Origin of the sequence: Klebsiella sp. RIT-PI-d (assembly GCF_001187865.1) — a bacterium.
Taxonomy (GTDB): domain Bacteria; phylum Pseudomonadota; class Gammaproteobacteria; order Enterobacterales; family Enterobacteriaceae; genus Superficieibacter.
Genome location: NZ_LGIT01000009.1, coordinates 1,267,187 through 1,293,611 on the forward strand (window position 1 = coordinate 1,267,187; position 26,425 = coordinate 1,293,611).

Consider the following 26,425-nt stretch of genomic DNA (forward strand, 5'->3'; position numbering starts at 1 on the left):
TTTATCTTACTCTCATAGATGAATCATCAGACCGACCAGGAGTCTTTAGTGAATCCAAAAGCTGCACAAAAATTGACGCTATGGGAATTCTTTCAGCAACTCGGCAAAACCTTTATGCTACCGGTGGCGCTGCTTTCTTTTTGCGGGATCATGATGGGGATCGGCAGTTCCCTGAGCAGTCATGATGTCACCACCCTTTTACCCTGGCTGGATAATTCTGTCCTGCAGAGCATCTTTGGCTGGATGAGCAAAGTCGGCTCATTCGCTTTTAGTTTCCTGCCGGTGATGTTCTGTATCGCCATCCCACTGGGTTTAGCCCGCGACAATAAAGGCGTAGCGGCCTTTGCCGGATTTGTCGGTTACGCAGTCATGAACCTGGTGGTTAATTTCTGGTTAACCGCAAAGGGTATACTTCCGACGACCGATGCTGCCATTTTAAAGGCCAATAATATTCAGTCTATCCTGGGCATCCAGTCAATAGATACCGGGATCCTCGGCGCAGTGATTGCCGGGATCATCGTCTGGATGCTGCATGAGCGTTTTCATACCATCCGCCTGCCGGATGCCCTGGCCTTTTTTGGCGGTACACGCTTTGTGCCGATTATCACCGCTGTGGTTATGGGCCTGGTAGGCCTTGTCATACCCCTGGTCTGGCCTTTTTTTGCAATGGGTATCAATGCGCTTGGCTATGTCATTAATAGCGCAGGCGATTTTGGCCCGATGATTTTTGGTACCGGTGAACGCCTGCTGCTGCCTTTCGGCCTGCAGCACATCCTGGTTGCGCTCATTCGCTTTACGGAAGCGGGCGGCACCCTGGATGTCTGCGGTCACAGCGTGAGCGGTGCGCTGACTATCTTCCAGGCGCAACTGGGCTGTAGCGAAACGCATGGTTTTGCAGAAAGCGCTACCCGCTTCCTGTCGCAGGGAAAAATGCCGTCTTTCCTCGGCGGTCTTCCGGGTGCCGCGCTGGCGATGTATCAGTGTGCACGCCCGGAAAATCGACATAAAGTAAAAGGATTACTGATTTCAGGTGTTGTTGCCTGCGTCGTTGGCGGCACTACGGAGCCGCTTGAATTCCTGTTCCTGTTTGTTGCGCCGGTATTATATGTCATTCATGCGCTGCTTACCGGGCTGGGTTTCACCATGATGGCGGTGCTCGGCGTCACCATTGGTAATACCGACGGCAATATTATCGATTTCGTCGTGTTTGGTATTTTGCATGGCTTTGCCACCCGCTGGTACATGGTTCCGGTCGTCGCGGCAGTCTGGTTTGTGATCTATTACGCTATCTTCCGTTTCGCTATTTTGCGCTTTAATATCAAAACGCCCGGACGTGAAGTTGACACCGCCAGCGCACTCGAAAAGACCGTTGCTGGCGTGACAGGAAAATCCGGTTATAACGTTCCCGCCATACTGGCGGCGCTGGGCGGCGCCGAAAATATTGTTTCTCTGGATAACTGTATTACTCGTCTGCGTTTGTCGGTGCAGGATATGAATAAAGTGGACAGTGCCGCCCTAAAAAATCTGCGGGCTATTGGCGTGGTTCAGCTCAATCAGCATAATCTTCAGGTCGTGATTGGCCCACAGGTACAATCGGTAAAAGATGAATTGACGATGCTGATGAATTCAGTACAGGCTTAAAATGCATTTTCCCCTCCAGGTCGGGGGGGAATCAGCCTACGATTTAAAGATAAGGACGCTGATATGTTTGATTTTTCGACTCCGGTGGACAGACGCGGCACGTGGTGCACGCAGTGGGACTACATCGCCGATCGTTTTGGCGCTGCCGATCTGCTCCCTTTTACTATCTCGGATATGGATTTTGCCACCGCGCCCTGCATTCTTGATGCCCTGCGTATGCGCCTTGGTCACGGCGTGCTGGGCTACAGCCGCTGGAAAAACGACGACTTTATAGCTGCAATTGAGCACTGGTTCGCAACCCGTTTTAATAGTCAGATTGACACTCAACAGCTGGTGTACGGACCTTCCGTCATTTACATGGTTGCAGAGATGATCCGCCAGTGGTCTGCCCCTGGCGATGGCATTGTGGTCCACACTCCAGCCTACGACGCGTTCTATAAGACAATTGAAAGTAATCAGCGCCAGGTGGTGGCAGTCCCGCTGCAGAAAAACAACAATGACTGGCATTGTGATTTCGTTCAACTCGAACAGGCACTGGCACAGCCCCGGAACCGCGTGATGTTACTGTGCAGTCCGCACAACCCCAGCGGCAAAGTGTGGACGCGGGAAGAACTGATGACAATGGTGCAGCTCTGCGAAAAACATGACGTGGCGGTGATAAGCGACGAAATTCATATGGATATGGTCTGGGGAGACCATGTCCACATTCCGTGGTCCGGGTTAGCACGCAGCCGCTGGGCGCTGTTAACCTCCGGCTCCAAAAGCTTTAATATTCCGGCCCTGACCGGCGCCTGGGGTTTGATTGGTGATGAAGCTACCCGCCACGCCTATCTTGACGCGCTAAAAAATCGCGATGCCCTCTCGTCGCCATCAGTTCCTGCCCTGGTCGCTCATGTTGCCGCTTACCAGCACGGCGCCCCCTGGCTGGATGCGCTGCGCGACTATCTTCAGGATAATTTACGCTATGTGGCAACTACGCTTAATGCGGCATTTCCCGAGTTAAACTGGCAGCCGCCGCAGGCAACCTACCTTGCCTGGATTGACTTAAGACCGCTGAAGATCGATGAGCACGCCCTGCAAAAAACGCTGATTGAACAGCAAAAAGTCGCCATCATGCCAGGTTACACCTACGGCGCTGAAGGAAGCGGGTTTATTCGTCTTAATGCCGGATGTCCGCGTAGCAAACTGGAAAAAGGGGTAGAACGATTGATTGCCGGAATTCACTCATTACGCCAATCTTAGTCGCCCTGAGATGTCTGCAGCGTAACCTGCATGGTTCTGCCGGGGATTATAGCGATCGCCCGTCCACAGGATCTATACTTCTGCATGTGAATAATCCTCTACAAGGAACAGCAATGAAAAAGCTCGCGCTCGGCCTGGTGCTGCTTGCTGCTGACAATGCCGCAGCCACACCATCATTAACACACGATTGGCCGTCATGTGACATAAAGGCCCAGCGCGACGTGAAAGGCGAAGCGGGAGAAGGAATATCCGACCCGCTTCAGGCTCACATCTCGGTACGTATCAATGTGCTCCAGGCCGATATCAGTAATGCCCGCAAAGCGCGCTTTCTTGCAGAGTCGCAGTCTGACGCACTGTGGCATCGTGCGGACCGCATCAGAAAAGATACCGACGGGTATGTAAATCAACAGGGTTTCCTGAGTGCGGCTGAGCGTGCCTCATACGATCGTGAACTTGACGATATCGCGCAGCAGCTGTGCCGTACGGTCAGATAATATGTTCATAATGGTGCCTGAACGATGTCAGGTAAGGCGATGGTGAATGTTGCCGATCGCACACCGTTAAGGCTCAAGCGTTTCACCGCGCACAGGCTGCGCGAGCGAAAAACCATTCAACGCTGTTCACCATTATTTAAGAAAGACAAGACTACACATTTTATTTATATGACTTAAAATTCATCCTGCTTAACTTAATTACCGGGTGAATGATGAATGCATGGATTGTTTTATTAATTGCGATAGCAGGAGAAGTTATTGCGACGACAAGCCTTAAACTAAGCGAAGGCTTTACAAAACTGGTGCCGTCGGTTGTCGTGGTTGTCGGATATGCTATAGCCTTTTATTGTCTATCCCTTACCTTAAAGTCCATTCCACTCAGTATTGCTTACGCAGTCTGGTCCGGGCTTGGGATCGTGAGTGTCTCCGTGCTGGGCTGGTTCCTGTTTGGACAAAAACTGGATGTCTGGGCAGTTGTCGGGATGCTATTAATTATCAGCGGCGTTGTCGTGCTGAATGTATTATCAAAAACCACGGCCCACTAAATTCTGAACGAATGAAGGGCGCTATCTGGTCGTCCGGTAGATAGCGCTAAGGGTTGCGATTGGCCGCTCGTTCTGGCCGTGGCCCGCATGAGCCTGCCGCAGGCTTACGCCCCTTACGCAGGGATCTTGCTGGCAATGGCTTCAAGCCCTACACGCTGTCCGTATGACAGTTCCAGAGTGTTGCCGTCTGGATCGGCAAGAAAAACGTAATATCCTACCGGATCCCCGGCTTCCTCCGGCTCTTTGCGCAACACGTTTTCTGTCCGCGCCAGGGTAATTTTGTTATCGATATCGTCGCGGCTGGCACAGGCTACCCCGAGATGACCAAAATGGCCCAGGGGCGTATCGAGCACATTGTCTGATTGCACCAAAACCAGCGCAAATGGCCGCGTATGATCGCTCAGCCATGCCACTTTACGGGCTTGCGGAACATCCGGTGCGCGCCGATGAACAATAACCATACCGGCATAACGCTCATAAAAAGCAATGCTTTTATCGATGTCCCTGACAGAAAAGGCTACGTGCGTAAAACCCACATCAACGTCTTGCATTTATCTATCTCTTTAATCAAATTCAGAACCTACATCCTAAAAGCTCAAGTTAACTTCAGGTCAAGCATAAATGCCGCGTGATACTAACTCCAGACCCAGTACCTGCGGGCACAGAATCTGCCACAGCGGCAAACTCTGTACGTCACTATTCCCGGCGAAAATTCAGGGTTCAGGCATCCACGTATCGGCTTCGCTATCGTCAGGATAATAATAGCCATTCGGTTTTGCGACTGGCAACTACCGCCCTCCCTGGCTAGGCCGCGATTTATTTTTCATATCCGTATAGATTAATTCTTCCTGACAGATATTCACCCAAATAGACTTCACTTATTTTACTAAAGCCTTGCCTGGCGATCTCGCTTTCTAACCACTCCGTGTCTTTATTGATAATCTCAAGTAAGTCATTATTCGCTAATCCATCGACTATGATTGGGTAACGTATATTTTCATCGCCACTTTGAATAATCGTAAGCTGCCCGTTTTGTTCGAGAACGACGCGTTTCAACTGCTCTACTTCATAGATGTTGTTTGCTCTCAGCTTAAACATCAGGTCATTCGCAGAAACACCATTTCTCAGACACTCTTTAACATTAACGCTGCCATTGTGCACCAGAGTAATGGGTTTCCCATCAATAATTCTTTTGACTAAGCGATTGTTTTCTTTTAGAAACTTCAGTAAAAAAACCAGTAAAGTCCATATAATTAATACCAGAATAAATTGCAGTACGGTGATTGATTCGTTGTAGATTACGCCGCCAATGATCCCGCCTAAAACATAGTTCTGAACCTGGTCCATTGCCGATGAAGGTGCCAGATTACCTTTCCCCATGAGATTTATCTGGACTATTAAACACAATATTCCTAACCCAAGCTTTATAATAATCGGTGTATAGATAATCATTTTATACCTTAATTTTTTATAACTTCTATATCTGGGTTCATTAGAGAAACCTTAACCAGATTATACGTTTTCTGATCGCTACTAAGATTCACGCGATAATACGAGCTGTCAATTCTAACGATAACACCATCCGACAGTTGTACAGAATTAGAAAAAATAGAGTTTATATCTACCCCTTTCTCCTTTTCCAGTAGCCTCACAAAATTAACCATTTGCGATGATTTTGAATGTATATTTTGACTGTCTGTGTAATCTGCATATTGCACACCAGAGATGAACAGTAAAAATAAAAAAGCGATTATGGTTAGATCCCGATACTTAGTTTGCAAACGATGACGCATGTACAAACTGAAAGCTACGATAAGTATAAATAATGTACTAAATATAATAATATATTTGAAGAAGTCATTTATATTAGACTGAGCCTGAAGATAATTGATTCCATAAAAGGTCATGCAGATATAGCCCCATATTTACTATAGACTTCATCTTTGTTGATATGGTGTATTGCCATTTTTATTCTTCCATTCCCCATAAGTTATTAATCAACAACATTACGTTGCCATTATCTGACACGTCTAAAGTATAAGCATAAAATCATTCAACATGCATTAAGACGGCCTGCGTGGAAACCTTCCGAAGCCCACCAGCAGGGCGTGACAATGTAATTGACGCATATAAACAACCGCGAATGTCTTTTGACTGGCTCGGTCACCGTCTTAGATTGATGATTTAGCCAGCATTTTTAATCGCTTAACAATGTGATGTATAATGGATCGCACTTTACCTACAACAAGAGTGCGATCATGATTGATACTTCCCTGCCCTTAACGGATATTCATCGCCATCTGGATGGTAACATCCGTCCGCAAACCATTCTTGATCTTGGCCGTCAGCACAATCTGACTCTGCCGGCGAACACGCTGGAAGCCCTGACGCCACACGTGCAGGTCACCCATAACGAACCTGATTTGGTCAGTTTTCTGGCAAAACTGGACTGGGGGGTTAAAGTTCTTGCCAATCTTGACGCCTGTCGCCGCGTCGCTTACGAAAATATGGAAGATGCGGCCCGCAACGGCCTGCATTACGTCGAACTGCGTTTTTCTCCAGGCTACATGGCAATGACCCATAATTTGCCGGTAGCGGATGTCGTTGAAGCGGTAATAGCCGGTGTGCGTGAAGGTAGTCGCGATTTCGGCGTTGAAGCGCGTCTGATTGGCATTCTGAGCCGTACCTTTGGTGAATCAGCCTGCCTGCAAGAGCTTGAGGCGCTGCTGGCACACCGTGACGGCATCACCGCCCTCGATCTGGCCGGTGACGAACTGGGCTTCCCTGGCTCGCTGTTCCTGAGTCATTTTAACCGCGCCCGCGATGCAGGCTGGCATATTACGGTACATGCTGGCGAAGCAGCAGGCCCGGAGAGCATCTGGCAGGCTATTCGTGAGCTTGGCGCTGAACGAATTGGTCACGGCGTTAAAGCTATTGAAGATCCTGCCTTAATGGAATTTCTCCGTGAGCAGAGAATTGGCATTGAATCCTGTCTGACATCAAATATTCAAACCAGCACGGTGGCAGCACTCGCTCACCATCCGCTGAAAACCTTTCTGGAACAGGGCGTGCTGGCAACAATCAATACTGACGATCCGGCAGTACAAGGGGTGGATATTGTTCATGAGTATACGGTTGCTGCGCCTGCGGCCGGACTAAGCCAGCAGCAAATTCGCCAGGCGCAAATTAACGGTCTTGAGATTGCATTTCTGACGCCGCAGGAAAAAGCGGCATTAATTGCACGTATTGCCAAAGGCTAATATACCGCCCGCTCATCCAGGATGAGCGGGTTCAGTTTTAGCTCAAGTTCAAAGTTGCACGCTGTTTAGATGAGGCGATCCCCAGTTCAATCAGCTCCATAATTTGAATAGCCTGACTGGCTGGCACCGGGTTTTCTCCCTCTCCATTAAGCGCATCGCGCACGCCTGCGTAATAGGCCGGATAATTTCCAGGACGCGTCAGCAATGGTTTTTCCTCTACGCGATCGTCGCCAGTAGCGAGGGTTATAGCACCATCCCGCATATCGTAACCCCAGTCAGCCTGCGGCAGGCGCTCGCCATTTTTGAGCCGCTCTTCCTGGGGATCAAGACCATATTTAATGTAGCTACCACGTGAACCGTGGATGATATAGCGCGCCGTTTCCGCCGCCGCCAGTAACGTTCCGTGCAGGACCACGCGCCGCTGCGGATAGCTGAGAATGGCGTGAAAATAGTCTGTTGACTGCGCGCCCGGGCGTAACTGGGCTAAATCGACCGTCATGCTGACCGGCAAACCAAATAAATTGACCGCCTGATCCAATAAATGTGGTCCTAAATCGTACCAGATACCACTGCCAGGTCCTCCCTGCTCACGCCAGCGATTACGGACCTGCGGGCGGTAACGGTCAAAATGAGATTCAAACCACGCAACTTCACCCAGCGAACCTTCAGCCAGCAACCCTTTGACCGTGAGGAAATCACTGTCCCAGCGGCGGTTATGAAACACCGATAATACTCGACCACGGCTTTTGGCCAGCGCATCCAGCTCCCGAGCCTGTGACAAGGTCACGGTAAAGGGTTTGTCCACGACAACATGTTTACCCGCTTCGAGCGCTGCTTTCGCCAGCGGGAAATGGGTATCATTGGGCGTCGGGATCACGATAAGGTCAATGTCCGGATCGTTAAAGAGGTGCTTAGGCTCGGAAACGACGTTAACGGCCGGCCAGTCAGCTTTAACCTTGCCCTCGTCGCTGCTGGATATCACCGCCAGTTCCAGACCCGGCGTACCATCAATGAGCGGCGCATGAAATGTTTTACTGGCATACCCGTAACCAATTAGTCCAACACGTAAACTATCACTCATTTTGTCGCCCTCTCTATTATCTGCTTCTATTTCACCCGATATCTTCCTCAGTCACAACATATTAATAACCCGCAGAGGTCATTGTTGCCCATCTGAATCACCAAAAGTTAACCTGGTGAAACGTCTGACTTAATTAAATACAGCGACAGACTTGTCGATCCCGGATGTACCAGGTAGCATTTACTGATGTTTTTAATCTGGTTTGAGAAATTTATGCCATCGCCATTTTCACGTATTCTGGAACTTGTTGGTTGGTCCGTGGTAGTTATTACGGTTCTGTTACTGCTGGCCGCCAATCATATTGATCGTTATCAGCCTCCGCAGACGGATATTGCCGTGCAACATAAATAGTATTTCAGCGAAAAGTGATCCCGCTCGCAATACTGTAACCGGTTTCTGAAACCGGTTGCATCCTGTCTGACGCTCTTCTTAAACTGTTATTTTTAGCCAACAGGAGCAAGGCATGGCTGCTTTTCCGGATAATTTTCTATGGGGTGCTGCGACTGCGGCGTACCAGGTTGAGGGCGCGCACGACAAGGATGGCAAGGGCCCTTCTATATGGGATGTGTTCTCCCATCAGCCTGGTACCACTTATCAGGATACCAATGGCGATGTTGCTGTCGATCACTATCACCGTTTCCGTGAGGATGTCGCGTTGATGGCTGAGATGGGATTACAAAGCTACCGGTTTTCCGTTTCCTGGCCGCGCCTGCTGCCCAACGGGCGTGGAGTAGTTAACGAAGCCGGGATCGCCTTTTACAGCGACCTGATTGATGAGCTACTGGCGCACAATATCGAGCCAATGTTAACCCTCTATCACTGGGATCTGCCTCAGGCGTTGCAGGATGAAGGCGGCTGGGAATCCCGGGCAACAGCTGACGCGTTCGTTGAATACGCGCGCCTGTGCTATGACCGTTTTGGCGACAGAGTTAAGCTGTGGGCCACCTTCAATGAAACTATCGTATTTATTGGCCATGGCTATATAACCGGCAGTCATCCGCCGTCAGTAAACGATCCCGCTCGCGCTATTCAGGCCTGTCATCATGTTTTTATTGCTCATGCGATGGCTGTTCGCGCATTTCGTGAAGCAAAAATTAAGGGTGAAATCGGATTTGTTAATGTCCTTCAGCCACATACGCCATTAACGCAAAGCGCTGATGATATTGCCGCATCCCAGCTTGCAGATGCTATCCATACCCACTGGTTTTATGATCCTGTCCTCAAAGGGACATACCCTGAAGCCCTGCTACAGCAGGCTCAACGCCTGTGGGGCGTTCCGCAGTGCGCGCCAGGAGACATGGATCTGCTCCGCGATAACCGCTGTGATTTTATCGGCCTTAATTATTATCGTCGGGAAACCGTGGCGGCTAATCCGGATGAAACGCATACTCAGGCAAACTATAGCGGTGAAAGCCAGAGCAGCGGGGAGTTTGGTTTCAAAGGCCTGTTCAAATTTGTACGTAACCCGGAAGGGGTTTATACCGACTGGGACTGGGAAATCTGGCCGCAGGGCTTGACCGACGGCATTATGATGGTCAAGGAATGTTACGGTGATATCCCGATTTATATCACCGAAAATGGCCTCGGCGCGAAAGATCCGATTATTGAGGGTGAAATCGTCGACGATCCGCGCATTGATTATCTGCGTATGCACATTGACGCCCTGGAAAAAGCGATTGCTGAGGGAGCCGATGTCCGTGGATATTATCCGTGGTCTTTTATTGATCTGTTGAGCTGGCTAAACGGTTATAAAAAGCAGTATGGCTTTGTTTATGTCGATCATACGCAGGATTTAGCACGAAAACGCAAAAAGAGTTACTACTGGTATCAGAACGTTATTGCCAGCAACGGCGAACAGCGCTAATCTTCTTCCCGCAGGTGCCGTCCGGCACCTGCTATATATGACAGATATGCCCTATATCCCTTATCTGCAAAAGTCAGCAATATGTCGTACTTTAATGTTTACCCTTTTATGACGTAAATTTTGCTTACGCTATTCAGCGATCAGAAGTGTTACTTCTGGGGGTTGCTGAGTCGTTATATACAGGTAAAGTCGGGATTTGAATACATATCCAGATTTGATAAATCGAATTCATATAATTATTCTCATTATAAAATGGACCCGCTGAATATGACCGTTCAGGACTATTTATTAAAGTTTCGTAAGATTAGTTCTCTTGAAAGTCTGGAAAAACTGTTTGACCATCTAAACTATAACCTGACTGATGAATCGGACATCATCAGCATGTACCGGGCTGCCGATCACCGCCGTGCTGAACTGGTTTCCGGTGGTAAATTGTTCGATATTGGCCAGGTTCCCAAGACTGTCTGGCGATACGTGCAATAAAGTCTGTAAATAGTAGCGCCAGTTGTTTTATACTTCCGACCCGGTCGTTGACCACTTTTCTGGCGCTAGTTTGTGGAGTAGGCATGTCTGTAAAACCTGGTGAGCGAATTGGCGGTTGGTTGCTGGCACCTTTGGCCTGGCTCCTGTTGGCGCTATTTAGCGCTTCGCTTTCGTTACTCATTTATGCCGGTGCCCTCATGACACCGGAAGCGTTATCATCATTGAAGGGACAAAGCACTGGTTACATAGCGCTTTGGATCGCTTCCTTCGCGTTTGCTGTTGCCATGTGGTATTACACACTTTGGCTGACTATCGCCTTTTTCAAACGCCGTAAATCTGTGCCGCGTCATTATATTATCTGGCTGCTCATTTCCGTGCTGCTGGCGATAAAAGCGTTCGCGTTTTCCCCCGTCAATGACATGCTGGCGATGAAGCAACTTCTGTTCCCTTTACTGGCAGCAGCGCTGCTGGCTCCGTATTTCAGGCGATCGCAGCGGGTAAAAGACACGTTCGTCAATCCGTAATAACCCTACAGTTTCCCTGTTGTCGCCAGGTCGGGTTTGACCGATAATAGGCGGCTTTTTTTGTTTCAGGTCGAATAATGACTGACTATTTATTGCTATTTGTTGGAACAGTCCTGGTAAACAACTTCGTACTGGTGAAGTTTCTCGGGCTGTGCCCCTTTATGGGGGTGTCTAAAAAGCTGGAAACAGCGATGGGAATGGGTCTGGCCACCACGTTTGTGATGACGCTGGCGTCTGTCTGTGCCTGGCTGATTGATAACTGGATCCTCATCCCCCTGGATCTGGTTTACCTGCGTACGCTGGCATTTATTCTGGTCATCGCCGTCGTTGTGCAATTTACTGAGATGGTAGTCCGCAAAACCAGCCCTGCGCTGTACCGCCTGCTGGGTATTTTTTTGCCGCTGATTACCACCAACTGCGCGGTGCTTGGCGTGGCCCTGCTGAATATTAATCTCGGGCACAATTTTCTGCAATCTGCGCTGTATGGCTTTTCGGCTGCGGCTGGCTTTTCTCTGGTCATGGTACTTTTTGCCGCTATCCGCGAACGTCTGGCCGTTGCTAACGTTCCGGCCCCGTTTCGCGGCAATGCTATTGCGCTGATTACCGCAGGCCTGATGTCGCTTGCCTTTATGGGCTTTAGCGGGCTGGTAAAACTGTGATAACAGCAATCTGGATAGCTATCGCCGCACTGGGTATTCTGGGGCTTATTTTTGGCCTTATTCTGGGCTATGCCTCCCGCCGCTTTGCGGTGGAAGAAGATCCTATCGTTGAGAAAATTGACGCCGTCTTACCGCAAAGTCAGTGCGGTCAATGCGGCTTTCCCGGCTGTCGCCCCTACGCTGAAGCTGTAGGTCGGAATGGCGAGAATATTAATCGGTGCGCGCCGGGTGGCGAGGCGGTAATGCTAAAAATAGCGACTCTGCTTAACGTCGATCCTCAGCCGATTGAAGGCGATACCCAGGCTCAGGAGCCTGTGCGTATGCTGGCCATTATTGATGAAGATAATTGCATTGGCTGCACAAAATGTATTCAGGCCTGTCCAGTGGATGCGATTATTGGCGCGACCCGCGCGATGCATACCGTTATGAACGAGTTGTGTACCGGCTGTAATCTCTGTGTGGACCCCTGCCCGACGCGTTGCATAACGTTGCAACCTGCGGCCACCACAACAGACAACTGGAAGTGGGATTTGCAGACCATTCCAGTACGCATCATTCCTGTGGAACAACATGTTTAAATTATTTTCAGCCTTTCGTAAGGACAAGATCTGGGATTTCAACGGCGGCATTCATCCGCCAGAAATGAAGAGTCAGTCCAGCGGTACGCCGTTGCAACAGGTTCCTCTTGCCCAGCGCTTTGTGATCCCGTTGAAGCAGCATATTGGTGCTGAGGGCGAACTGTGCGTTAAGGCGGGTGATTACGTTTTGCGCGGCCAGCCGCTAACGCGCGGTTGGGGAAGAATGCTTCCCGTTCATGCGCCCACGTCCGGCATAGTGGTGGCGATTGCACCCCACTCTACCGCTCATCCTTCAGCACTGGCTGAATTAAGCGTAATTATTGATGCCGATGGTGAAGATCGCTGGATCGACCGTGACGGCTGGCACGATTATCACACTAAAAGTCACGAGGCGCTTATTGAGCGCATTCATCAGTTTGGCGTTGCAGGCCTGGGGGGCGCAGGTTTCCCTACCGGCAGCAAGCTGCGCGGCGGTGGCGATCGGATTGAAACGCTGATCATCAATGCGGCTGAATGTGAACCCTATATTACCGCAGACGATCGTCTGATGCAGGATTGCGCGGCGCAAATCGTTGAGGGCGTACGTATCCTTGCGCATATTTTGCAGCCGCGCCAGGTGCTTATCGGCATTGAAGATAACAAACCGCAGGCAATCTCAATGCTCCGCGCCGTTCTGGCCGATGTGCATGATATTTCTTTGCGGGTGGTCCCGACGAAGTACCCGTCTGGCGGTGCAAAACAGTTAACCCAAATTCTGACCGGGAAACAGGTTCCTCAGGGAGGCCGATCGTCAGATATCGGCGTATTGATGCAGAACGTCGGTACGGCGTATGCGATTAAACGCGCGGTAATCGACGGTGAGCCGCTGACGGAGCGCGTCGTGACCCTGACCGGTGAATCAATTTCACGTCCCGGCAACGTATGGGCGCGGCTGGGTACGCCGGTGCGCCATTTGCTTGAGTTTGCCGGGTTCTGTCCATCTGCTGAACAGATGGTGATTATGGGTGGCCCGCTGATGGGCTTTACGCTTCCGTGGCTGGATGTGCCGGTCGTTAAAATTACGAACTGTCTGTTGGCCCCGTCGGTGAGCGAGACGGGAACGCCTCAGGAAGAGCAAGGCTGTATCCGCTGTAGCGCGTGTGCCGATGCCTGCCCGGCCGATCTTTTGCCGCAGCAGCTGTACTGGTTCAGCAAGGGACAACAACATGACAAGGCCACGGCACACAATCTACAAGATTGTATTGAATGCGGTGCCTGCGCCTGGGTGTGCCCGAGTAATATCCCGCTGGTGCAGTATTTCCGTCAGGAAAAAGCAGAAATTTATGCCATCAGCCTTGAAGACCAACGAGCCGCTGAAGCAAAATCACGCTTCGAAGCGCGTCAGGTAAGGCTTGAGAAAGAAAAAACCGCGCGACTGGAGCGTCATAAACGTTCCGCAGCGCAGCCGGCCGCCCAGGATCAGGATGCTATTCAGGCTGCTGTTGCTCGCGTGCGGGAAAAACAGCAGACGGCAGGAGAGCCTGTCATTATTCAGGCCGGGGCAATACCGGATAACAGCGAAGCTATCTTAGCCCGTGAGGCGCGAAAAGCGCAGGCCAGAGCGCGGCTGGCTGAAAAGGCACAACCACTGCAATCGGGTGAAGAAATCGTCGATCCGCGTAAAGCCGCCGTTGAAGCGGCTATCACACGGGCGAAAGCGCGCAAGCAGCAGCAATCGCCGCAGAGCGAACCCGCACCAGATCCGATCGATCCGCGTAAAGCCGCCGTCGAAGCGGCTATCGCGCGGGCGAAAGCGCGCAAGCAGCAGCAATCGCCGCAGAGCGAACCCGCACCAGAACCGGTCGATCCGCGTAAAGCCGCCGTCGAAGCGGCTATCGCACGGGCGAAAGCGCGCAAGCAGCAGCAATCGCCGCAGAGCAAACCCGCCTCAGAGCCGGTCGATCCGCGTAAAGCCGCCGTTGACGCGGCTATCGCGCGGGCGAAAGCGCGCAAGCAGCAGCAATCGCCGCAGAGCGAACCTGCACCAGAGCCGGTCGATCCGCGTAAAGCCGCCGTTGAAGCGGCTATCGCCCGCGTTCAGGCAAAAAAATTAGCACAGCAGGCAGTTAACGAGGATTAAATGGTTTTCAGAATCGCAAGCTCTCCATACACCCATAATCAACGCCAGACATCACGAATTATGATGCTGGTTCTGCTGGCAACCCTCCCGGGCATTGCCATGCAGACCTGGTTTTTTGGCTGGGGAACACTTATACAACTGATCCTCGCCAGTGTCAGTGCCTGTGGCGCTGAGGCTATTGTGCTTAAACTTCGCAAGCAGCATATTGGTGCTATTTTGTCCGATAACTCAGCCTGGCTCACCGGGGTATTATTGGCAATCAGTATCCCGCCGCTGGCGCCGTGGTGGATGATAGTTCTTGGTAGCGTTTTTGCGGTGATCATCGCTAAACAGCTTTATGGTGGCCTGGGGCATAACCCGTTTAATCCGGCCATGATTGGTTATGTTGTGTTGCTGATTTCTTTTCCGGTACAAATGACCTCGTGGCTTCCCCCCCATGATATTGCTGCGCGTGCACCTGGGATGATGGATGTCCTTAAGGTCATTTTTAGCGGACAAACCTCAGCCGGTTACAATATGAACGCCCTGCGCCTCGGCATTGATGGCATTAGCCAGGCAACACCGCTGGATACCTTCAAAACCTCACTGCATGCCGGACAGGACGTTGCGCAGATTATGCAGTCTGCCATTTATCAAAATGCGCTGGCGGGCATTGGCTGGCAGGAAGTGAATATCGCGTTTCTGGCGGGTGGATTATTTTTACTGTGGCAAAAAGCGATTCGCTGGCATATTCCGGTCAGCTTTCTTGCAAGCCTCGCCGTCTGTGCGACGCTGGGCTGGTTATTGGCTCCTGAAGAACTCCCCGCCCCTTCGATTCATCTGTTTTCAGGGGCGACGATGCTCGGGGCTTTTTTCATCCTGACCGATCCGGTTACGGCCTCCACGACCAATCGCGGCAGACTTATTTTTGGCGCTCTGGCAGGCCTGCTGGTGTGGTTAATTCGCAGTTTCGGCGGTTATCCTGACGGTGTGGCTTTCGCCGTGCTGTTGGCTAATATTACGGTCCCATTGATTGATTATTACACGCGCCCGCGCGTTTACGGTCATCGCTAAGGAAAGAACATGCTGAAGACTATGCGTAAACATGGCGTCACGCTGGCGCTTTTCGCCATTGGCTCAACGGGATTAACGGCAGCAATCGATCAATTAACAAAGAATACAATTGCACAACAGGCTGCCGGGCAACAAAAAGCGCTTTTCGATCAGGTCGTCCCTGCCGGTATGTATAACAACGATCTGCAAAAAAGCTGTTATCTGGTGGAGGCTGCGGCACTAGGCAAAGGGCAACATCGCGTTTATATTGCGACCCAAAATGATGCCCCGGTTGCTGCCGTGCTGGAATCCACTGCGCCAGATGGCTATTCCGGCGCCATCCGGCTTCTGGTTGGCGCTGATTTTCACGGCACCGTGCTTGGCTCGCGGGTGATTGAACATCACGAAACGCCCGGGCTTGGCGACAAAATCGAGCTACGCCTTTCTGACTGGATCACTCATTTCGCCGGTAAAAAAATTGACAGTGAAAATGACAGCCACTGGGCGGTGAAGAAAGATGGTGGCGATTTTGATCAGTTCACCGGGGCAACCATCACCCCTCGCGCGGTGGTCAATGCGGTAAAGCGAACGGGGTGGTATGCTCAAACGCTGCCTGCGCAACTGTCTCAACTACCAGCATGTGGAGAATAAACGATGAGCGAAGCTAAAGACGTTATCGTCCAGGGGCTATGGAAAAATAACTCAGCCCTGGTGCAGTTATTGGGGCTTTGTCCCCTGCTTGCCGTTACCTCAACAGCAACTAACGCTCTTGGATTAGGGCTTGCTACCACGCTGGTTCTGACCCTGACTAACTCGGCGATATCAGCCCTGCGCCGATGGGTTCCGGCTGAAATCCGTATTCCGATTTATGTCATGATCATTGCCTCGGTAGTGAGCGTAGTGCAAATGCTGATCAACGCTTATGCCTACGGGCTATACCAGTCGCTGGGGATTTTTATTCCGTTGATTGTGACTAACTGCATTGTGATTGGTCGGGCGGAGGCATTCGCCGCCAAAAAAAGCGTGGCGCTTTCTGCCCTCGACGGCTTTTCCATCGGCATGGGCGCCACCAGCGCGATGTTTGTTCTGGGATCCCTGCGTGAAATATTAGGTAACGGTACGTTATTTGATGGCGCGGATGCTTTGCTCGGTCCGTGGGCGAAAGCGTTACGCATTGAAATCTTTCACACCGATACGCCATTTCTGCTGGCCATGCTGCCGCCGGGCGCATTTATTGGGTTAGGTATGATGCTGGCGGTAAAATATCTTATTGATGAACGCTCGAAAAAACGCCGCGCGCAGACGATTGCCGACGCCGTCATTTCTGCGCCAGTGGCATCAGAGAAGGCCTGATGAATAACGTAAAACGCCGCACAATCCTTACCCGGTTGCGCGATAATAATCCGCATCCGACAACAGAGCTGAATTTTACTTCACCTTTTGAGCTGCTGATTGCCGTATTGCTGTCGGCGCAGGCTACGGACGTGAGCGTTAATAAAGCGACAGCCAAACTGTATCCCGTGGCTAATACGCCTCATGCCATGCTTGAACTGGGCACTGAGGGCGTTAAGTCATATATCAAAACCATCGGCCTTTATAATGGCAAAGCTGAAAATATCATCAAAACCTGCCGGATGTTGATTGATCTGCACAATGGCGACGTGCCTGAAGACCGGGCTGCGCTTGAAGCGTTGCCGGGTGTAGGACGTAAAACGGCCAACGTGGTGCTCAATACCGCATTTGGCTGGCCAACCATCGCGGTTGATACCCACATCTTTCGCGTTTGCAATCGGACACAATTTGCCGCAGGCAAAAATGTCGAAATAGTGGAAGACAAACTTCTCAAAGTCGTACCAGCCGAGTTTAAAGTGGATTGCCATCACTGGTTAATTCTGCACGGCCGTTATACCTGCATCGCCCGCAAACCACGCTGTGGCTCCTGCATTATTGAAGATTTGTGCGAATACCCTGAAAAAGTATACGGTTAATTTTCATCATTAACGGTTACGTATGTTTAGCCGCTGCCCTGATGCAGCGGTTTGAAGGCTAAAAAACTATCATTATCATCATGCTTCATATTTTTATTCTGTGTTAGAACCTCTTACCTGCGTAATGATTCTTTTGTGATGAAAATTTTCTAAGCCTTTTGGCGCTGTTTCAATCCTTAACGCAATGTTAATTATTTGTTTTCATTTTTCGGTTTCACATTTGAATTACCTTTATGAAATACTCGAGAAACAAAACAATAAACCAGATTTTTTTCAGATTATGGCCTATATCACTACAAAACAAGCTTAACAGCAAAATATATGGCCAGTCGGGGTAAAAAACGCGCTGTCAGTAGTTTAAAAAACCACTATAAATGAAACGATAAAATTAAACACTGGATAACATTTGCATAGCAGGTTTATTATGCGGTAAAATTTATATGTAACAGCTTATTACAAAAGTATTGCCTGAGTGGGCAGGATAGTGAACATTATCTGCCGTTTCCCCTCCAGAATAATTATAAAGTAGTGGATGTTTATTGAGCATCCCACCGAAAACACCCCCGTTGATATGGGATGTAAAAAAAGAGGTATATGTGTCAACTGCAAACAATAAACCAACAGAAAGCGTAAGTATTAACGCTTTCAAACAGCCAAAAGCGTTCTATCTTATCTTTTCGATAGAATTATGGGAGCGTTTTGGCTTCTATGGCCTGCAAGGGATTATGGCGGTTTACCTGGTAAAACAGCTGGGTATGACCGAAACGGATTCAATCACGCTGTTTTCGTCTTTTAGTGCCCTGGTCTATGGTCTGGTTGCCATTGGCGGCTGGCTGGGTGATAAAGTTCTCGGTACTAAACGCGTCATTATGCTAGGTGCCGTTGTACTGGCTATCGGCTACGCGCTGGTCGCATGGTCCGGGCACGATGTCGCTGTAGTGTATATGGGCATGGCAACCATTGCTGTCGGTAATGGTTTGTTCAAAGCTAACCCGTCCGCTCTGCTTTCTACCTGCTACGCCAAAGACGATCCGCGCCTCGATGGCGCCTTTACCATGTATTACATGGCGGTCAATATTGGCTCCTTCTTCTCTATGCTGGCAACCCCATGGCTGGCGGCACGATTTGGCTGGAGCGTAGCATTTGCATTGAGCGTAGTCGGTATGATTATTACCGTGATCAACTTTGCGTTTTGCCAGCGCTGGGTTAAACAGTACGGTTCAAAACCAGACTTCGCGCCGTTGCAGGTAGGAAAACTGCTGATGACCATCGTGGGCGTTATCGTCCTGGTGGCAATTGCAACCTGGCTGCTGCACAACCAGCAGATTGCACGTATGGTGCTGGGCGTTATTGCACTGGGTATCGTTTGCATCTTTGCGAAAGAAACATTCGCCATGCAGGGCGCAGCGCGTCGCAAAATGATTGTAGCGTTCATCCTGATGCTGCAGGCCATCATTTTCTTCGTGCTTTATAGCCAGATGCCTACGTCTTTGAACTTCTTTGCCATCCATAACGTTGAACATGCGCTTTTCGGTTTCAATGTACAGCCGGAACAGTATCAGGCACTCAACCCCTTCTGGATCATCGTGGGTAGCCCTATTCTTGCTGCTATCTATACCAAAATGGGCGATACATTGCCGATGCCGGCGAAATTTGCGATCGGGATGGTGCTGTGTTCAGGCGCGTTCCTGGTACTGCCGATAGGGGCAAAACTGGCTACAGATGCCGGGATCGTTTCTGTGGGCTGGCTGGTGCTGAGCTACGCTCTGCAAAGTATCGGTGAGCTGATGATTTCAGGTCTGGGCCTGGCAATGGTTGCGCAGCTGGTGCCGCAGCGTCTGATGGGCTTCATTATGGGCAGCTGGTTCCTGACAACCGCAGGTGCCAACCTGATCGGCGGTTACGTGGCAAACATGATGGCGGTTCCTGAAGATGTTACCGATCCGGTATTGTCTTTACAGGTATATGGTCATGTATTCCTGCAGATTGGCATCGCGACCGCTGTCATTGCCATCCTGATGCTGTTAACCGCGCCAAAACTGAATCGTATGACGCAAAACGATGATAACGACATGAAAGCCGCGCAGGATCCTGTCGCATAATATTATCGGGAAACACTTTTTCAGCCGCTAACTTTGTTAGCGGCTTTTTTTTTTGCTTATAGCGCACTACCATACGAATACACATAATGCTGCCCTCAAAGGAGTTTACCTATGAAGCTGTTTTATAAACCGGGTGCCTGTTCACTTGCATCACATATTGTCCTGCGTGAAAGCGGCACTGACTTTACGCTGGAAAAAGTGGATCTGGCGAACAAGCATCTGGAGAATGGCGGTGACTTTTTTAGCGTCAATCCAAAAGGACAAGTCCCGGCTTTGCTGCTGGATGATAATACGCTGCTGACGGAAGGCACGGCAATTATGCAATATATTGCCGACAGCGTCGCCGATCGCCAGCTTCTGGCTCCACTGGGCAGTATTACCCGTTACAAAGCGCTTGAATGGCTCAACTATATCGCCACTGAACTGCATAAAGGGTTTACGCCGTTGTTCCGCCCGGATACGCCGGAAGACTACAAACCCACTGTGCGTGCGCTTCTGGAGAAAAAACTGCATTTTATTGAAGAATCACTGCACGACAGGCAGTGGATTAATGGGCTGCGCTTTACTATTGCCGATGCTTATCTGTATACCGTTTTGCGCTGGGCGCAGGCGGTGAAACTGGATATGAGTAACCTGAATAATATAGAAGCGTATATGGCACGGGTTGCGGCGCGTCCGGCGGTGATTGCTGCGCTGGCGGCTGAAGGGCTTAGTTGACTTAAGCAAAAAAAAAGGAGCATGGTTACCCATGCTCCTTTGATCTTACTCTGCGGATTTATTTCCAGCACACCAGGCAGTAATTTTTCTTACCGCGGCGCAGCAGCGTATAACGGCCAAATAAGCGATCGCTGTCGGCAAACGTGTATTCTGGGTCAATCTGCTTTTCACCGTTAATGGTGACGGCATTTGAGGCAATGGTTTTGCGTGCCTGACCACGAGAAGGCTGAAGTTCAGAATCAACCAGCGCCTGCATCAAATCAGCTCCTTTGTCCATTTCGATCATTGGCACCCCATCCTGCGCCAGCTGCTCGAAGTCAGCTTCGCTTAAGGCGCTAAGAGTACCGTTGAACAAGCTTTCCGTAATGCGTTTTGCCGCAGTCAACCCTTCCTCACCGTGCACCAGGCGCGTTACCTGCTCAGCCAGAACATACTGGGCTCGTGGTGCTTTCCCACTGTTCTTATCTTCGTCTTCCAGCGCATTAATTTCGGCGATGTCCATGAAGGTGAAGAATTTGAGGAAACGATATACATCGGCGTCTGCGGTATTGATCCAGAACTGGTAAAACTTATACGGGCTGGTTTTCTTCGGATCGAGCCAGACTGCACCACCTTCGGTTTTACCAAATTTAGTGCCGTCCGCTTTAGTGATCAACGGAACGGTGAGACCAAAGACCTGGTTCTGGTGCAGACGGCGCGTTAAGTCGATACCGGAGGTGATATTTCCCCACTGATCCGACCCGCCAATTTGCAGGGCAACGCCGTGCAAATTGTTCAGACAGGCAAAATCATATCCCTGAAGCAGGTTGTAGGAGAACTCGGTAAACGATATCCCCTGATCATCACGATTGAGCCGCTGTTTAACCGCCTCTTTGTTGATCATCTGATTAACAGAGAAGTGTTTGCCGATATCGCGCAGGAACGTCAGAACGCTCATACCGCCGAACCAGTCATAGTTATTCGCTGCAATTGCCGAATTTTCACCGCAATCAAAATCGAGGAACGGCGCAACCTGAGTACGAATTTTATCGACCCACTGCTGTACGGTATCTTCGGTATTCAGTTTGCGCTCAGCAGCTTTAAAGCTTGGGTCGCCAATCAGGCCGGTCGCGCCGCCCACCAGTGCTACAGGTTTGTGCCCGGCTTGCTGGAAGCGCTTCAGGCATAACAAGGGAACAAGATGCCCCAAATGCAAGCTGTCAGCGGTAGGATCGAAACCGCAATAGAGTGCAATTGGCCCTTGCGCCAGTCGCTCTGCTAACGCTTCCTCGTCCGTAATTTGGGCAATTAGCCCCCGCTCTTGCAATTGTTTAATCAAGTTACTGCTTGCCATCAAGATCTCCATCTAAATACGACTGCACCTTTGCCGGTACACGACTGTTCGCCTGATGCGAAAGAGACATAGAATAAAGCGCCGGAAACAGGAGTACCAGTACATAAAACAACATTTTGCCATCATTACGGTGCCAGACGATCTATTTTCCACTCATTGCCGTCACGCTGGTATAAAAAACGATCGTGTAAGCGATGTTCGCCCCCCTGCCAGAATTCGACTTGTTCAAAGCTCACCCGAAAACCGCCCCAGAAACTGGGCAAAGGAACGTCACCCTGCTGGAATTTTTGTTTTAGCTCAAGAAATTTACTTTCCAGAACGCCGCGTGCGGAAATACGGCTGGACTGTTGTGATACCCAGGCACCTATTTGGCTGTCGCGGGGGCGGCTGTGAAAATATTTGATGACTTCAAGGGTTGAAAGACGCTCAACGTTGCCGATGACCATCACCTGCCGTTCCAGCATATGCCATGGAAAAAGCAGGCTAATTCGCGGGTTATGCTCAAGATGATGCGCTTTGCGACTGCCCAGGTTGGTATAAAAGACCATGCCTTTATCGTCAAAATGCTTTAATAAAACGATGCGCTGATAAGGTTGGCCGTGTTCGTCAACGGTTGCCACTACCATCGCGGTAGGATCGGCAAGACGCGCCTCACAGGCCTGCTTTAGCCATCGCTCAAACAGTTCCAGTGGTGCAGAGGGGAGATCGCCGCGGCGCAGGCCGCCCCGGGTATATTCACGGCGCAAATGCGCGATTTGCTGGAGTTCATCGTTATCTGACATAGCGTTTGACCTGGACTGTTAACGTAAGAGATAACGCTATTGTGCGCTGCCCAGGCCTAAATCTCAACGCTGTGACGTATGCAACTGACAGTTGTTCAATACAATACGATCCCGATTGTAAACCGTGGCGCTGTCCCCTTTCGACCAGAATACCCAAATCCCGTCTGTATAGCGCGCACCAGAAGCTGATAAACCTTGTTTTAGCGTAAGCGGCGTGTCGTCATAATTAAAATGGACTTCCTGACGGGTATTATTGACCTGTACGGTTAATGGTTTTTCATCACACTGGTATTGCAGCGTGTCAGTATGCATCCGCTCCACCATTTGACCGTAATAACTACAGCCCGCAAGCATTAACGGAAGCGCTGCGATAACTATTTTTTTCATTAAGCGAGTCCTTAAGACATTCCGAACGTGGGAGAACACACACTCCTCCCTGGAGGGAACAGTTTACCCGCAGGATGCGTAGCGGGTATTCGGTTAACTCTTATTTTACCGGCGATTAGCCGGAAAAATAGCCCCAAGTACGGACGCCTCTGATGCGCCAGTAACAGAGGGAAGATTACCGGGTTTACCGGCAAGAGTTCGCCACGCCAGCCAGGCGAACGCCAGTGCCTCCATATCGTCTCCGGAAACCCCGGCTGCATCGGTTGTTGAGACTTCCGTTCCAGCCAGTAGCCCGGCCAGGCGCGTCATTAATAGCGGATTTCGACTGCCGCCACCGCAAACCAGTAAGCGCTCACAGCCTCCGCTCAACAGAACCTGCTCTGCGATAGTCACCGCGGTTAACTCCGCCAGCGTCGCCTGAACATCCCTTGCATCCAGCCCCGGGTAACGTGAAAGATATGACTGAAGCCAGGCAAAGTTGAAGTATTCTCTGCCGGTACTCTTGGGCGGCGGTGCGGCAAAATAGGGATCGCTGAGCATCTCCTGCAGTAATGGCAGGATGACTCTACCCGCACTGGCCCATTCCGCATCTTTATCATAAGGTTTTTTACACTGACGCCAGATCCATGCGTCCATCAACATATTTCCCGGACCGGTATCATAGCCACGGACCGGCATTGCCGGGATTAACAGCGACAAATTCGCAATACCGCCGATATTGAGTATCATTCGCCGCTCTTCAGGATGGGCAAGTAGCGCATGATGAAAAGCGGGAACCAGCGGCGCGCCCTGCCCGCCAAGCGCCATGTCACGGCGGCGAAAATCGCCAACCACGGTAATACCGGTGCGGGCGGCTATCTGGTTGTTATCGCCAATTTGCAGAGTATTTGGAGCCTCACTCTCCGGCTCATGCCATACAGTCTGACCGTGACACCCGATGGCGACAATCTCTTCGGCACGCAAATTTTGCTCGCGCATCAGGGCCTGAATGGCCTCAGCAAACAGGCAACCAAGCCGTGTATCCAGTTGACCCAGCTGTGATAATGTTAATGATTGTCCCTGACAAATGGCGAGAATAGACTCTTTAATCGCCAGCGGTATCGGCCATGACAAGCTGGCCTGTTGTGCCACCATGTTTTCATCAATGGCGGCGAGGACAACATCGACACCATCAAGGCTGGTGCCGGACATAACGCCAATATAGCGACCCGATATCATACGTCTTCCTTAATTCGTCTGGCAGAGATTTTACTCCATCATAAAGTGACACCTAATGCCATGATGCGTTAATATTTTTTATCAATATTTTCATGCTGAAAGCTCTGCCGGGGGCTTGTTTAGGTCTGGTTAAGCCTTGTCAGACTATTATTTTACTATTGTTTCGCCGCAACCTAACAACTGTCGCGTTGAAACGCATATAATTACTCACAGACAGATGCTCGCCTGAGCTTTCTTGGTGAACAGGAGATTCATAGATGATTTTACGTGTATTAGGCATTTCGATGATTGGTCTTACGCTGGCAGGTTGTGTTAACAATAGCGGTCTGTCCGGAGACGTTTACTCTGCGTCCGAAGCCAAACAGGTACAAAATGTGTCCTACGGCACTATCGTTCATGTCCGTCCGGTGCAGATTCAGGGCGGTAATGATTCCAATGCTATCGGCGCAATTGGCGGCGCTGTTCTGGGCGGTTTCCTCGGCAATACGATTGGCGGTGGCGCAGGCCGTTCACTGGCTACTGCGGCAGGCGCGGTTGCTGGCGGCGTTGCTGGTCAGGGCGTTCAGGGTTCAATGAATAAAACGCAGGGCGTAGAGCTTGAGATCCGTAAGGATGACGGTAACACCATTATGGTGGTACAGAAACAGGGTAATACTCAATTCGCTTCTGGTCAGCGTGTCGCGATGGCCAGCAACGGTAGTGAAATTACCGTTTCTCCGCGTTAATGTCTTCGTGCGTGGTGAGTTATTGCCACGCACATTGCTCTGCCTGAATGTATCCTGTGCGCAAACCAACAATTCATTATTTATATATTCACTACCAATGCATTCACCACATGAATATATAAAGTGCTAACCAGTTATAATAATTTGTTCCCGCGCAATATTTACAATATCTATAAGTTATAAAATCGTTAATAGACGACTGAGCGTCTGAGTAAGAACAGGCACGGAGCCTGATGTTTCCTTGCATCACAGGATGTCATTAATGATAGCGAAAGAGCATTCACTGAACAGATATTTCCTTTTTTTTGTCATCTGCTTTATTGCCATATCTTTGTTAGATATAGTATTTAAAGTATTGATTAGCCCTGAACAAACCTATTCACCGCTGCTTTTCCCGGCAATGACCATATTTTTGCTGGTATTTCACTGCCTGGTTGCCGGGTTCATGTTTATGAAATACTGTTGTGATAAAAAACACCTCTACCTGGTGGCCATTGGCAGTGCCTTTGCAGGCTCCGCCATCATGATGGTAGGCACTCTCAGCAGCTTCCCGGCCTGGTTTATGTGTGGGACCAGCACTCTTGCTAATTACAATGATGCGATTATTTTTTTTACTTTTCGTAATATGATGATGGCGGTTCTGTTTGCGCTATCTATTCTGCTGTTTCGTAAAAAAGAATGGATTGAAAAAGGACCGGCACTTCATACGACTATTATTTTAGCCATCATCTTTTTTACGCTACTGATGCTGGTGCTCGCCTATTTATATTCCAGTTTTAATCCTCTATTAAATGTTGCGTTCGTTGACAATGAAACGCACCTTTTTACCCCGGTGTGGACGCATTTTTTCAGTTGGTTATTAGTCATCGAATGGAGCTTAACATTAGTGATACTGCTAAGTGCTACGCGCTTAGGCAATATTTTCTGGTATAGCGGCGCTTTTTTCTGCGCCTCTTATATTTTTACCCTGCTATTTTTACTGTCTGATAATAACAGCGAGGGTATTGCCTGGTATCAGGCACGCTTTTTTGAAACGACCTCCACCCTGTTTATTATTTTCACTCTGTTGTATGACATCTTTCAGCTGTATCGTGTCTCCCGGGATAAATATCTTCAGTCATATCAAAATTCAATTCGCGACCCGCTCACCCGGCTACATAATCGCAGCTATTTTTACGACGTCCTGGTAAAACAGCTTACCGAAGCAGATCTGAAGCCGGTTTCCGTTATCGTCGGTGACCTTGACCGCTTTAAGCGTATTAATGATACATACGGGCATTTGCAGGGCGATAAGGTTATTCAGTTTGTCGCCGGGGTGCTTCAGGATGCTGTACGTCTGGACGATGTGGCAGCGCGCATTGGGGGTGAAGAATTTGCTTTATTGCTGAACAATACCAGCGCACAGGATGCGAGAAATATCGCTGAACGTATTCGGCTTACCATTGCCAGTCATGACGCTCAAACCAGTCAACAGCAGCTTCCGGAACCTATTACCCTTTCTCTGGGGGTGTATACCGCCACCAGCGCTATGCTCTCAGCTGAAATATGCGTTGAGCATGCTGATAAAGCCATGTATCAGGCCAAAGAAACAGGGCGTAATAAAGTTGTAGTATGGGAAGAATAAGAGCCTTGCATCATGCAAGGCTCTGTT

At 50.0% G+C, this 26,425-nt stretch carries 28 protein-coding genes; 20 read left to right on the forward strand and 8 right to left on the reverse strand.

The features are described from left to right. Nucleotides 1–48 precede the first annotated feature (48 nt). The 4 genes from malX to AC791_RS12350 all read left to right on the forward strand — a co-directional run bounded on the left by malX (nt 49) and on the right by AC791_RS12350 (nt 3,922). Nucleotides 49–1,641: a maltose/glucose-specific PTS transporter subunit IIBC gene (gene malX / locus AC791_RS12335; protein WP_416202296.1), complete on the forward strand. Its 1,593-nt coding sequence runs from the start codon at nt 49–51 to the stop codon at nt 1,639–1,641. A 63-nt stretch (nt 1,642–1,704) separates the two neighbouring features. Beyond that, nucleotides 1,705–2,883, forward strand: a complete 1,179-nt coding sequence (locus tag AC791_RS12340) for a MalY/PatB family protein (protein ID WP_049840728.1) — start codon at nt 1,705–1,707, stop codon at nt 2,881–2,883. Nucleotides 2,884–2,996: 113 nt separating this feature from the next. Then, a complete protein-coding gene (locus tag AC791_RS12345; RefSeq protein WP_049840729.1) occupies nt 2,997–3,377 on the forward strand; it encodes a hypothetical protein in 381 nt (126 codons plus the stop codon). A gap of 212 nt (nt 3,378–3,589) precedes the next feature. Then, the gene (locus AC791_RS12350) at nt 3,590–3,922 is read left to right on the forward strand and encodes a DMT family transporter (protein ID WP_049840730.1); all 333 of its coding nucleotides are present in this window, start codon (nt 3,590–3,592) and stop codon (nt 3,920–3,922) included. Nucleotides 3,923–4,035: 113 nt separating this feature from the next. On the opposite strand, the gene AC791_RS12355 is transcribed toward AC791_RS12350, so the two are convergent. The 3 genes from AC791_RS12355 to AC791_RS12365 form a co-directional block, all read right to left on the reverse strand. Next, a complete protein-coding gene (locus AC791_RS12355; RefSeq protein ID WP_049840731.1) occupies nt 4,036–4,473 on the reverse strand; it encodes a VOC family protein in 438 nt (145 codons plus the stop codon). A 265-nt stretch (nt 4,474–4,738) separates the two neighbouring features. Then, nucleotides 4,739–5,374, reverse strand: coding sequence for a DUF421 domain-containing protein (locus tag AC791_RS12360; protein ID WP_049840732.1), 636 nt, complete (start codon nt 5,372–5,374; stop codon nt 4,739–4,741). A gap of 8 nt (nt 5,375–5,382) precedes the next feature. Then, the gene (locus AC791_RS12365) at nt 5,383–5,829 is read right to left on the reverse strand and encodes a DUF3290 domain-containing protein (RefSeq protein WP_049840733.1); all 447 of its coding nucleotides are present in this window, start codon (nt 5,827–5,829) and stop codon (nt 5,383–5,385) included. Between the two features lie 351 nt (nt 5,830–6,180). On the opposite strand from AC791_RS12365, the gene add reads away from it, so the two are divergent. After that, the gene (add, locus tag AC791_RS12370; RefSeq protein ID WP_049840734.1) at nt 6,181–7,182 is read left to right on the forward strand and encodes an adenosine deaminase; all 1,002 of its coding nucleotides are present in this window, start codon (nt 6,181–6,183) and stop codon (nt 7,180–7,182) included. A 37-nt stretch (nt 7,183–7,219) separates the two neighbouring features. Here add and AC791_RS12375 read toward each other — a convergent pair whose 3' ends face one another. Further along, entirely contained in the window at nt 7,220–8,263 is a 1,044-nt protein-coding gene (locus AC791_RS12375) for an oxidoreductase (protein ID WP_049840735.1), read from the reverse strand. 186 nt (nt 8,264–8,449) lie between these two features. Here AC791_RS12375 and blr point away from each other — a divergent pair, with 186 nt between their 5' ends. The 13 genes from blr to gstA all read left to right on the forward strand — a co-directional run bounded on the left by blr (nt 8,450) and on the right by gstA (nt 20,329). Next, a complete protein-coding gene (blr, locus tag AC791_RS20365) occupies nt 8,450–8,614 on the forward strand; it encodes a division septum protein Blr (protein ID WP_416202297.1) in 165 nt (54 codons plus the stop codon). A 112-nt stretch (nt 8,615–8,726) separates the two neighbouring features. Further along, the gene (locus AC791_RS12385) at nt 8,727–10,127 is read left to right on the forward strand and encodes a GH1 family beta-glucosidase (protein ID WP_049840736.1); all 1,401 of its coding nucleotides are present in this window, start codon (nt 8,727–8,729) and stop codon (nt 10,125–10,127) included. Between the two features lie 267 nt (nt 10,128–10,394). After that, nucleotides 10,395–10,610 (forward strand): transcription modulator YdgT, encoded by a 216-nt coding sequence (gene ydgT, locus AC791_RS12390; protein WP_049840737.1) that lies wholly within the window; start codon nt 10,395–10,397, stop codon nt 10,608–10,610. Nucleotides 10,611–10,693: 83 nt separating this feature from the next. Continuing rightward, nucleotides 10,694–11,134: a DUF2569 domain-containing protein gene (locus AC791_RS12395; RefSeq protein WP_049840738.1), complete on the forward strand. Its 441-nt coding sequence runs from the start codon at nt 10,694–10,696 to the stop codon at nt 11,132–11,134. Between the two features lie 77 nt (nt 11,135–11,211). Further along, nucleotides 11,212–11,793 carry an electron transport complex subunit RsxA gene (gene rsxA / locus AC791_RS12400; RefSeq protein WP_049840739.1) on the forward strand — a complete coding sequence of 194 codons (582 nt, stop codon included), beginning with the start codon at nt 11,212–11,214 and terminating at the stop codon, nt 11,791–11,793. Beyond that, nucleotides 11,793–12,371 (forward strand): electron transport complex subunit RsxB, encoded by a 579-nt coding sequence (gene rsxB / locus AC791_RS12405; protein WP_049841623.1) that lies wholly within the window; start codon nt 11,793–11,795, stop codon nt 12,369–12,371. The genes rsxA and rsxB overlap by 1 nt, the downstream gene beginning before the upstream one ends. Further along, entirely contained in the window at nt 12,364–14,490 is a 2,127-nt protein-coding gene (gene rsxC / locus AC791_RS12410; protein ID WP_049840740.1) for an electron transport complex subunit RsxC, read from the forward strand. Before rsxB ends, rsxC begins: the two co-directional genes overlap by 8 nt. After that, on the forward strand, nt 14,491–15,543 hold the full coding sequence (gene rsxD, locus AC791_RS12415; RefSeq protein WP_049840741.1) for an electron transport complex subunit RsxD: 1,053 nt from the start codon (nt 14,491–14,493) through the stop codon (nt 15,541–15,543). Between the two features lie 9 nt (nt 15,544–15,552). Then, a complete protein-coding gene (gene rsxG / locus AC791_RS12420) occupies nt 15,553–16,173 on the forward strand; it encodes an electron transport complex subunit RsxG (protein ID WP_049840742.1) in 621 nt (206 codons plus the stop codon). Between the two features lie 3 nt (nt 16,174–16,176). Next, entirely contained in the window at nt 16,177–16,875 is a 699-nt protein-coding gene (locus AC791_RS12425) for an electron transport complex subunit E (RefSeq protein ID WP_049840743.1), read from the forward strand. Continuing rightward, on the forward strand, nt 16,875–17,510 hold the full coding sequence (gene nth, locus AC791_RS12430) for an endonuclease III (protein ID WP_049840744.1): 636 nt from the start codon (nt 16,875–16,877) through the stop codon (nt 17,508–17,510). The genes AC791_RS12425 and nth overlap by 1 nt, the downstream gene beginning before the upstream one ends. 596 nt (nt 17,511–18,106) lie before the next feature. Then, complete coding sequence (gene dtpA / locus AC791_RS12435; protein ID WP_049840745.1) at nt 18,107–19,612, forward strand: dipeptide/tripeptide permease DtpA; 1,506 nt, start codon at nt 18,107–18,109, stop codon at nt 19,610–19,612. 111 nt (nt 19,613–19,723) lie between these two features. Further along, complete coding sequence (gene gstA / locus AC791_RS12440; RefSeq protein ID WP_049840746.1) at nt 19,724–20,329, forward strand: glutathione transferase GstA; 606 nt, start codon at nt 19,724–19,726, stop codon at nt 20,327–20,329. 58 nt (nt 20,330–20,387) lie between these two features. Here gstA and tyrS read toward each other — a convergent pair whose 3' ends face one another. The 4 genes from tyrS to anmK form a co-directional block, all read right to left on the reverse strand. Beyond that, complete coding sequence (gene tyrS / locus AC791_RS12445; RefSeq protein ID WP_049840747.1) at nt 20,388–21,662, reverse strand: tyrosine--tRNA ligase; 1,275 nt, start codon at nt 21,660–21,662, stop codon at nt 20,388–20,390. Nucleotides 21,663–21,787: 125 nt separating this feature from the next. Next, nucleotides 21,788–22,444 (reverse strand): pyridoxamine 5'-phosphate oxidase, encoded by a 657-nt coding sequence (gene pdxH, locus AC791_RS12450; RefSeq protein WP_049840748.1) that lies wholly within the window; start codon nt 22,442–22,444, stop codon nt 21,788–21,790. Nucleotides 22,445–22,507: 63 nt separating this feature from the next. Further along, nucleotides 22,508–22,831, reverse strand: a complete 324-nt coding sequence (gene mliC, locus AC791_RS12455) for a C-type lysozyme inhibitor (RefSeq protein WP_049840749.1) — start codon at nt 22,829–22,831, stop codon at nt 22,508–22,510. A 105-nt stretch (nt 22,832–22,936) separates the two neighbouring features. Continuing rightward, nucleotides 22,937–24,049, reverse strand: coding sequence for an anhydro-N-acetylmuramic acid kinase (gene anmK / locus AC791_RS12460; RefSeq protein WP_049840750.1), 1,113 nt, complete (start codon nt 24,047–24,049; stop codon nt 22,937–22,939). A gap of 257 nt (nt 24,050–24,306) precedes the next feature. Here anmK and slyB point away from each other — a divergent pair, with 257 nt between their 5' ends. Together slyB and AC791_RS12470 are read left to right on the forward strand one after the other, a co-directional pair. Further along, nucleotides 24,307–24,774 (forward strand): outer membrane lipoprotein SlyB, encoded by a 468-nt coding sequence (gene slyB / locus AC791_RS12465; protein WP_049840751.1) that lies wholly within the window; start codon nt 24,307–24,309, stop codon nt 24,772–24,774. Nucleotides 24,775–25,036: 262 nt separating this feature from the next. Beyond that, the gene (locus AC791_RS12470) at nt 25,037–26,398 is read left to right on the forward strand and encodes a GGDEF domain-containing protein (RefSeq protein ID WP_049840752.1); all 1,362 of its coding nucleotides are present in this window, start codon (nt 25,037–25,039) and stop codon (nt 26,396–26,398) included. The last annotated feature ends 27 nt before the right edge of the window (nt 26,399–26,425 follow it).

Excerpts from the sequence above, each read along its gene's own strand:
- AC791_RS12340 (WP_049840728.1), top strand. The coding sequence starts at position 1,705 with ATGTTTGATTTTTCGACTCCGGTGGACAGACGCGGCACGTGGTGCACG.
- AC791_RS12345 (WP_049840729.1), top strand. The coding sequence starts at position 2,997 with ATGAAAAAGCTCGCGCTCGGCCTGGTGCTGCTTGCTGCTGACAATGCC.
- AC791_RS12350 (WP_049840730.1), top strand. The coding sequence starts at position 3,590 with ATGAATGCATGGATTGTTTTATTAATTGCGATAGCAGGAGAAGTTATT.
- AC791_RS12355 (WP_049840731.1), bottom strand. The coding sequence starts at position 4,473 with ATGCAAGACGTTGATGTGGGTTTTACGCACGTAGCCTTTTCTGTCAGG.
- AC791_RS12360 (WP_049840732.1), bottom strand. The coding sequence starts at position 5,374 with ATGATTATCTATACACCGATTATTATAAAGCTTGGGTTAGGAATATTG.
- AC791_RS12365 (WP_049840733.1), bottom strand. The coding sequence starts at position 5,829 with ATGACCTTTTATGGAATCAATTATCTTCAGGCTCAGTCTAATATAAAT.
- add (WP_049840734.1), top strand. The coding sequence starts at position 6,181 with ATGATTGATACTTCCCTGCCCTTAACGGATATTCATCGCCATCTGGAT.
- AC791_RS12375 (WP_049840735.1), bottom strand. The coding sequence starts at position 8,263 with ATGAGTGATAGTTTACGTGTTGGACTAATTGGTTACGGGTATGCCAGT.
- blr (WP_416202297.1), top strand. The coding sequence starts at position 8,450 with ATGTTTTTAATCTGGTTTGAGAAATTTATGCCATCGCCATTTTCACGT.
- AC791_RS12385 (WP_049840736.1), top strand. The coding sequence starts at position 8,727 with ATGGCTGCTTTTCCGGATAATTTTCTATGGGGTGCTGCGACTGCGGCG.
- ydgT (WP_049840737.1), top strand. The coding sequence starts at position 10,395 with ATGACCGTTCAGGACTATTTATTAAAGTTTCGTAAGATTAGTTCTCTT.
- AC791_RS12395 (WP_049840738.1), top strand. The coding sequence starts at position 10,694 with ATGTCTGTAAAACCTGGTGAGCGAATTGGCGGTTGGTTGCTGGCACCT.
- rsxA (WP_049840739.1), top strand. The coding sequence starts at position 11,212 with ATGACTGACTATTTATTGCTATTTGTTGGAACAGTCCTGGTAAACAAC.
- rsxC (WP_049840740.1), top strand. The coding sequence starts at position 12,364 with ATGTTTAAATTATTTTCAGCCTTTCGTAAGGACAAGATCTGGGATTTC.
- rsxD (WP_049840741.1), top strand. The coding sequence starts at position 14,491 with ATGGTTTTCAGAATCGCAAGCTCTCCATACACCCATAATCAACGCCAG.
- rsxG (WP_049840742.1), top strand. The coding sequence starts at position 15,553 with ATGCTGAAGACTATGCGTAAACATGGCGTCACGCTGGCGCTTTTCGCC.
- AC791_RS12425 (WP_049840743.1), top strand. The coding sequence starts at position 16,177 with ATGAGCGAAGCTAAAGACGTTATCGTCCAGGGGCTATGGAAAAATAAC.
- nth (WP_049840744.1), top strand. The coding sequence starts at position 16,875 with ATGAATAACGTAAAACGCCGCACAATCCTTACCCGGTTGCGCGATAAT.
- gstA (WP_049840746.1), top strand. The coding sequence starts at position 19,724 with ATGAAGCTGTTTTATAAACCGGGTGCCTGTTCACTTGCATCACATATT.
- tyrS (WP_049840747.1), bottom strand. The coding sequence starts at position 21,662 with ATGGCAAGCAGTAACTTGATTAAACAATTGCAAGAGCGGGGGCTAATT.
- pdxH (WP_049840748.1), bottom strand. The coding sequence starts at position 22,444 with ATGTCAGATAACGATGAACTCCAGCAAATCGCGCATTTGCGCCGTGAA.
- mliC (WP_049840749.1), bottom strand. The coding sequence starts at position 22,831 with ATGAAAAAAATAGTTATCGCAGCGCTTCCGTTAATGCTTGCGGGCTGT.
- anmK (WP_049840750.1), bottom strand. The coding sequence starts at position 24,049 with ATGATATCGGGTCGCTATATTGGCGTTATGTCCGGCACCAGCCTTGAT.
- slyB (WP_049840751.1), top strand. The coding sequence starts at position 24,307 with ATGATTTTACGTGTATTAGGCATTTCGATGATTGGTCTTACGCTGGCA.
- AC791_RS12470 (WP_049840752.1), top strand. The coding sequence starts at position 25,037 with ATGATAGCGAAAGAGCATTCACTGAACAGATATTTCCTTTTTTTTGTC.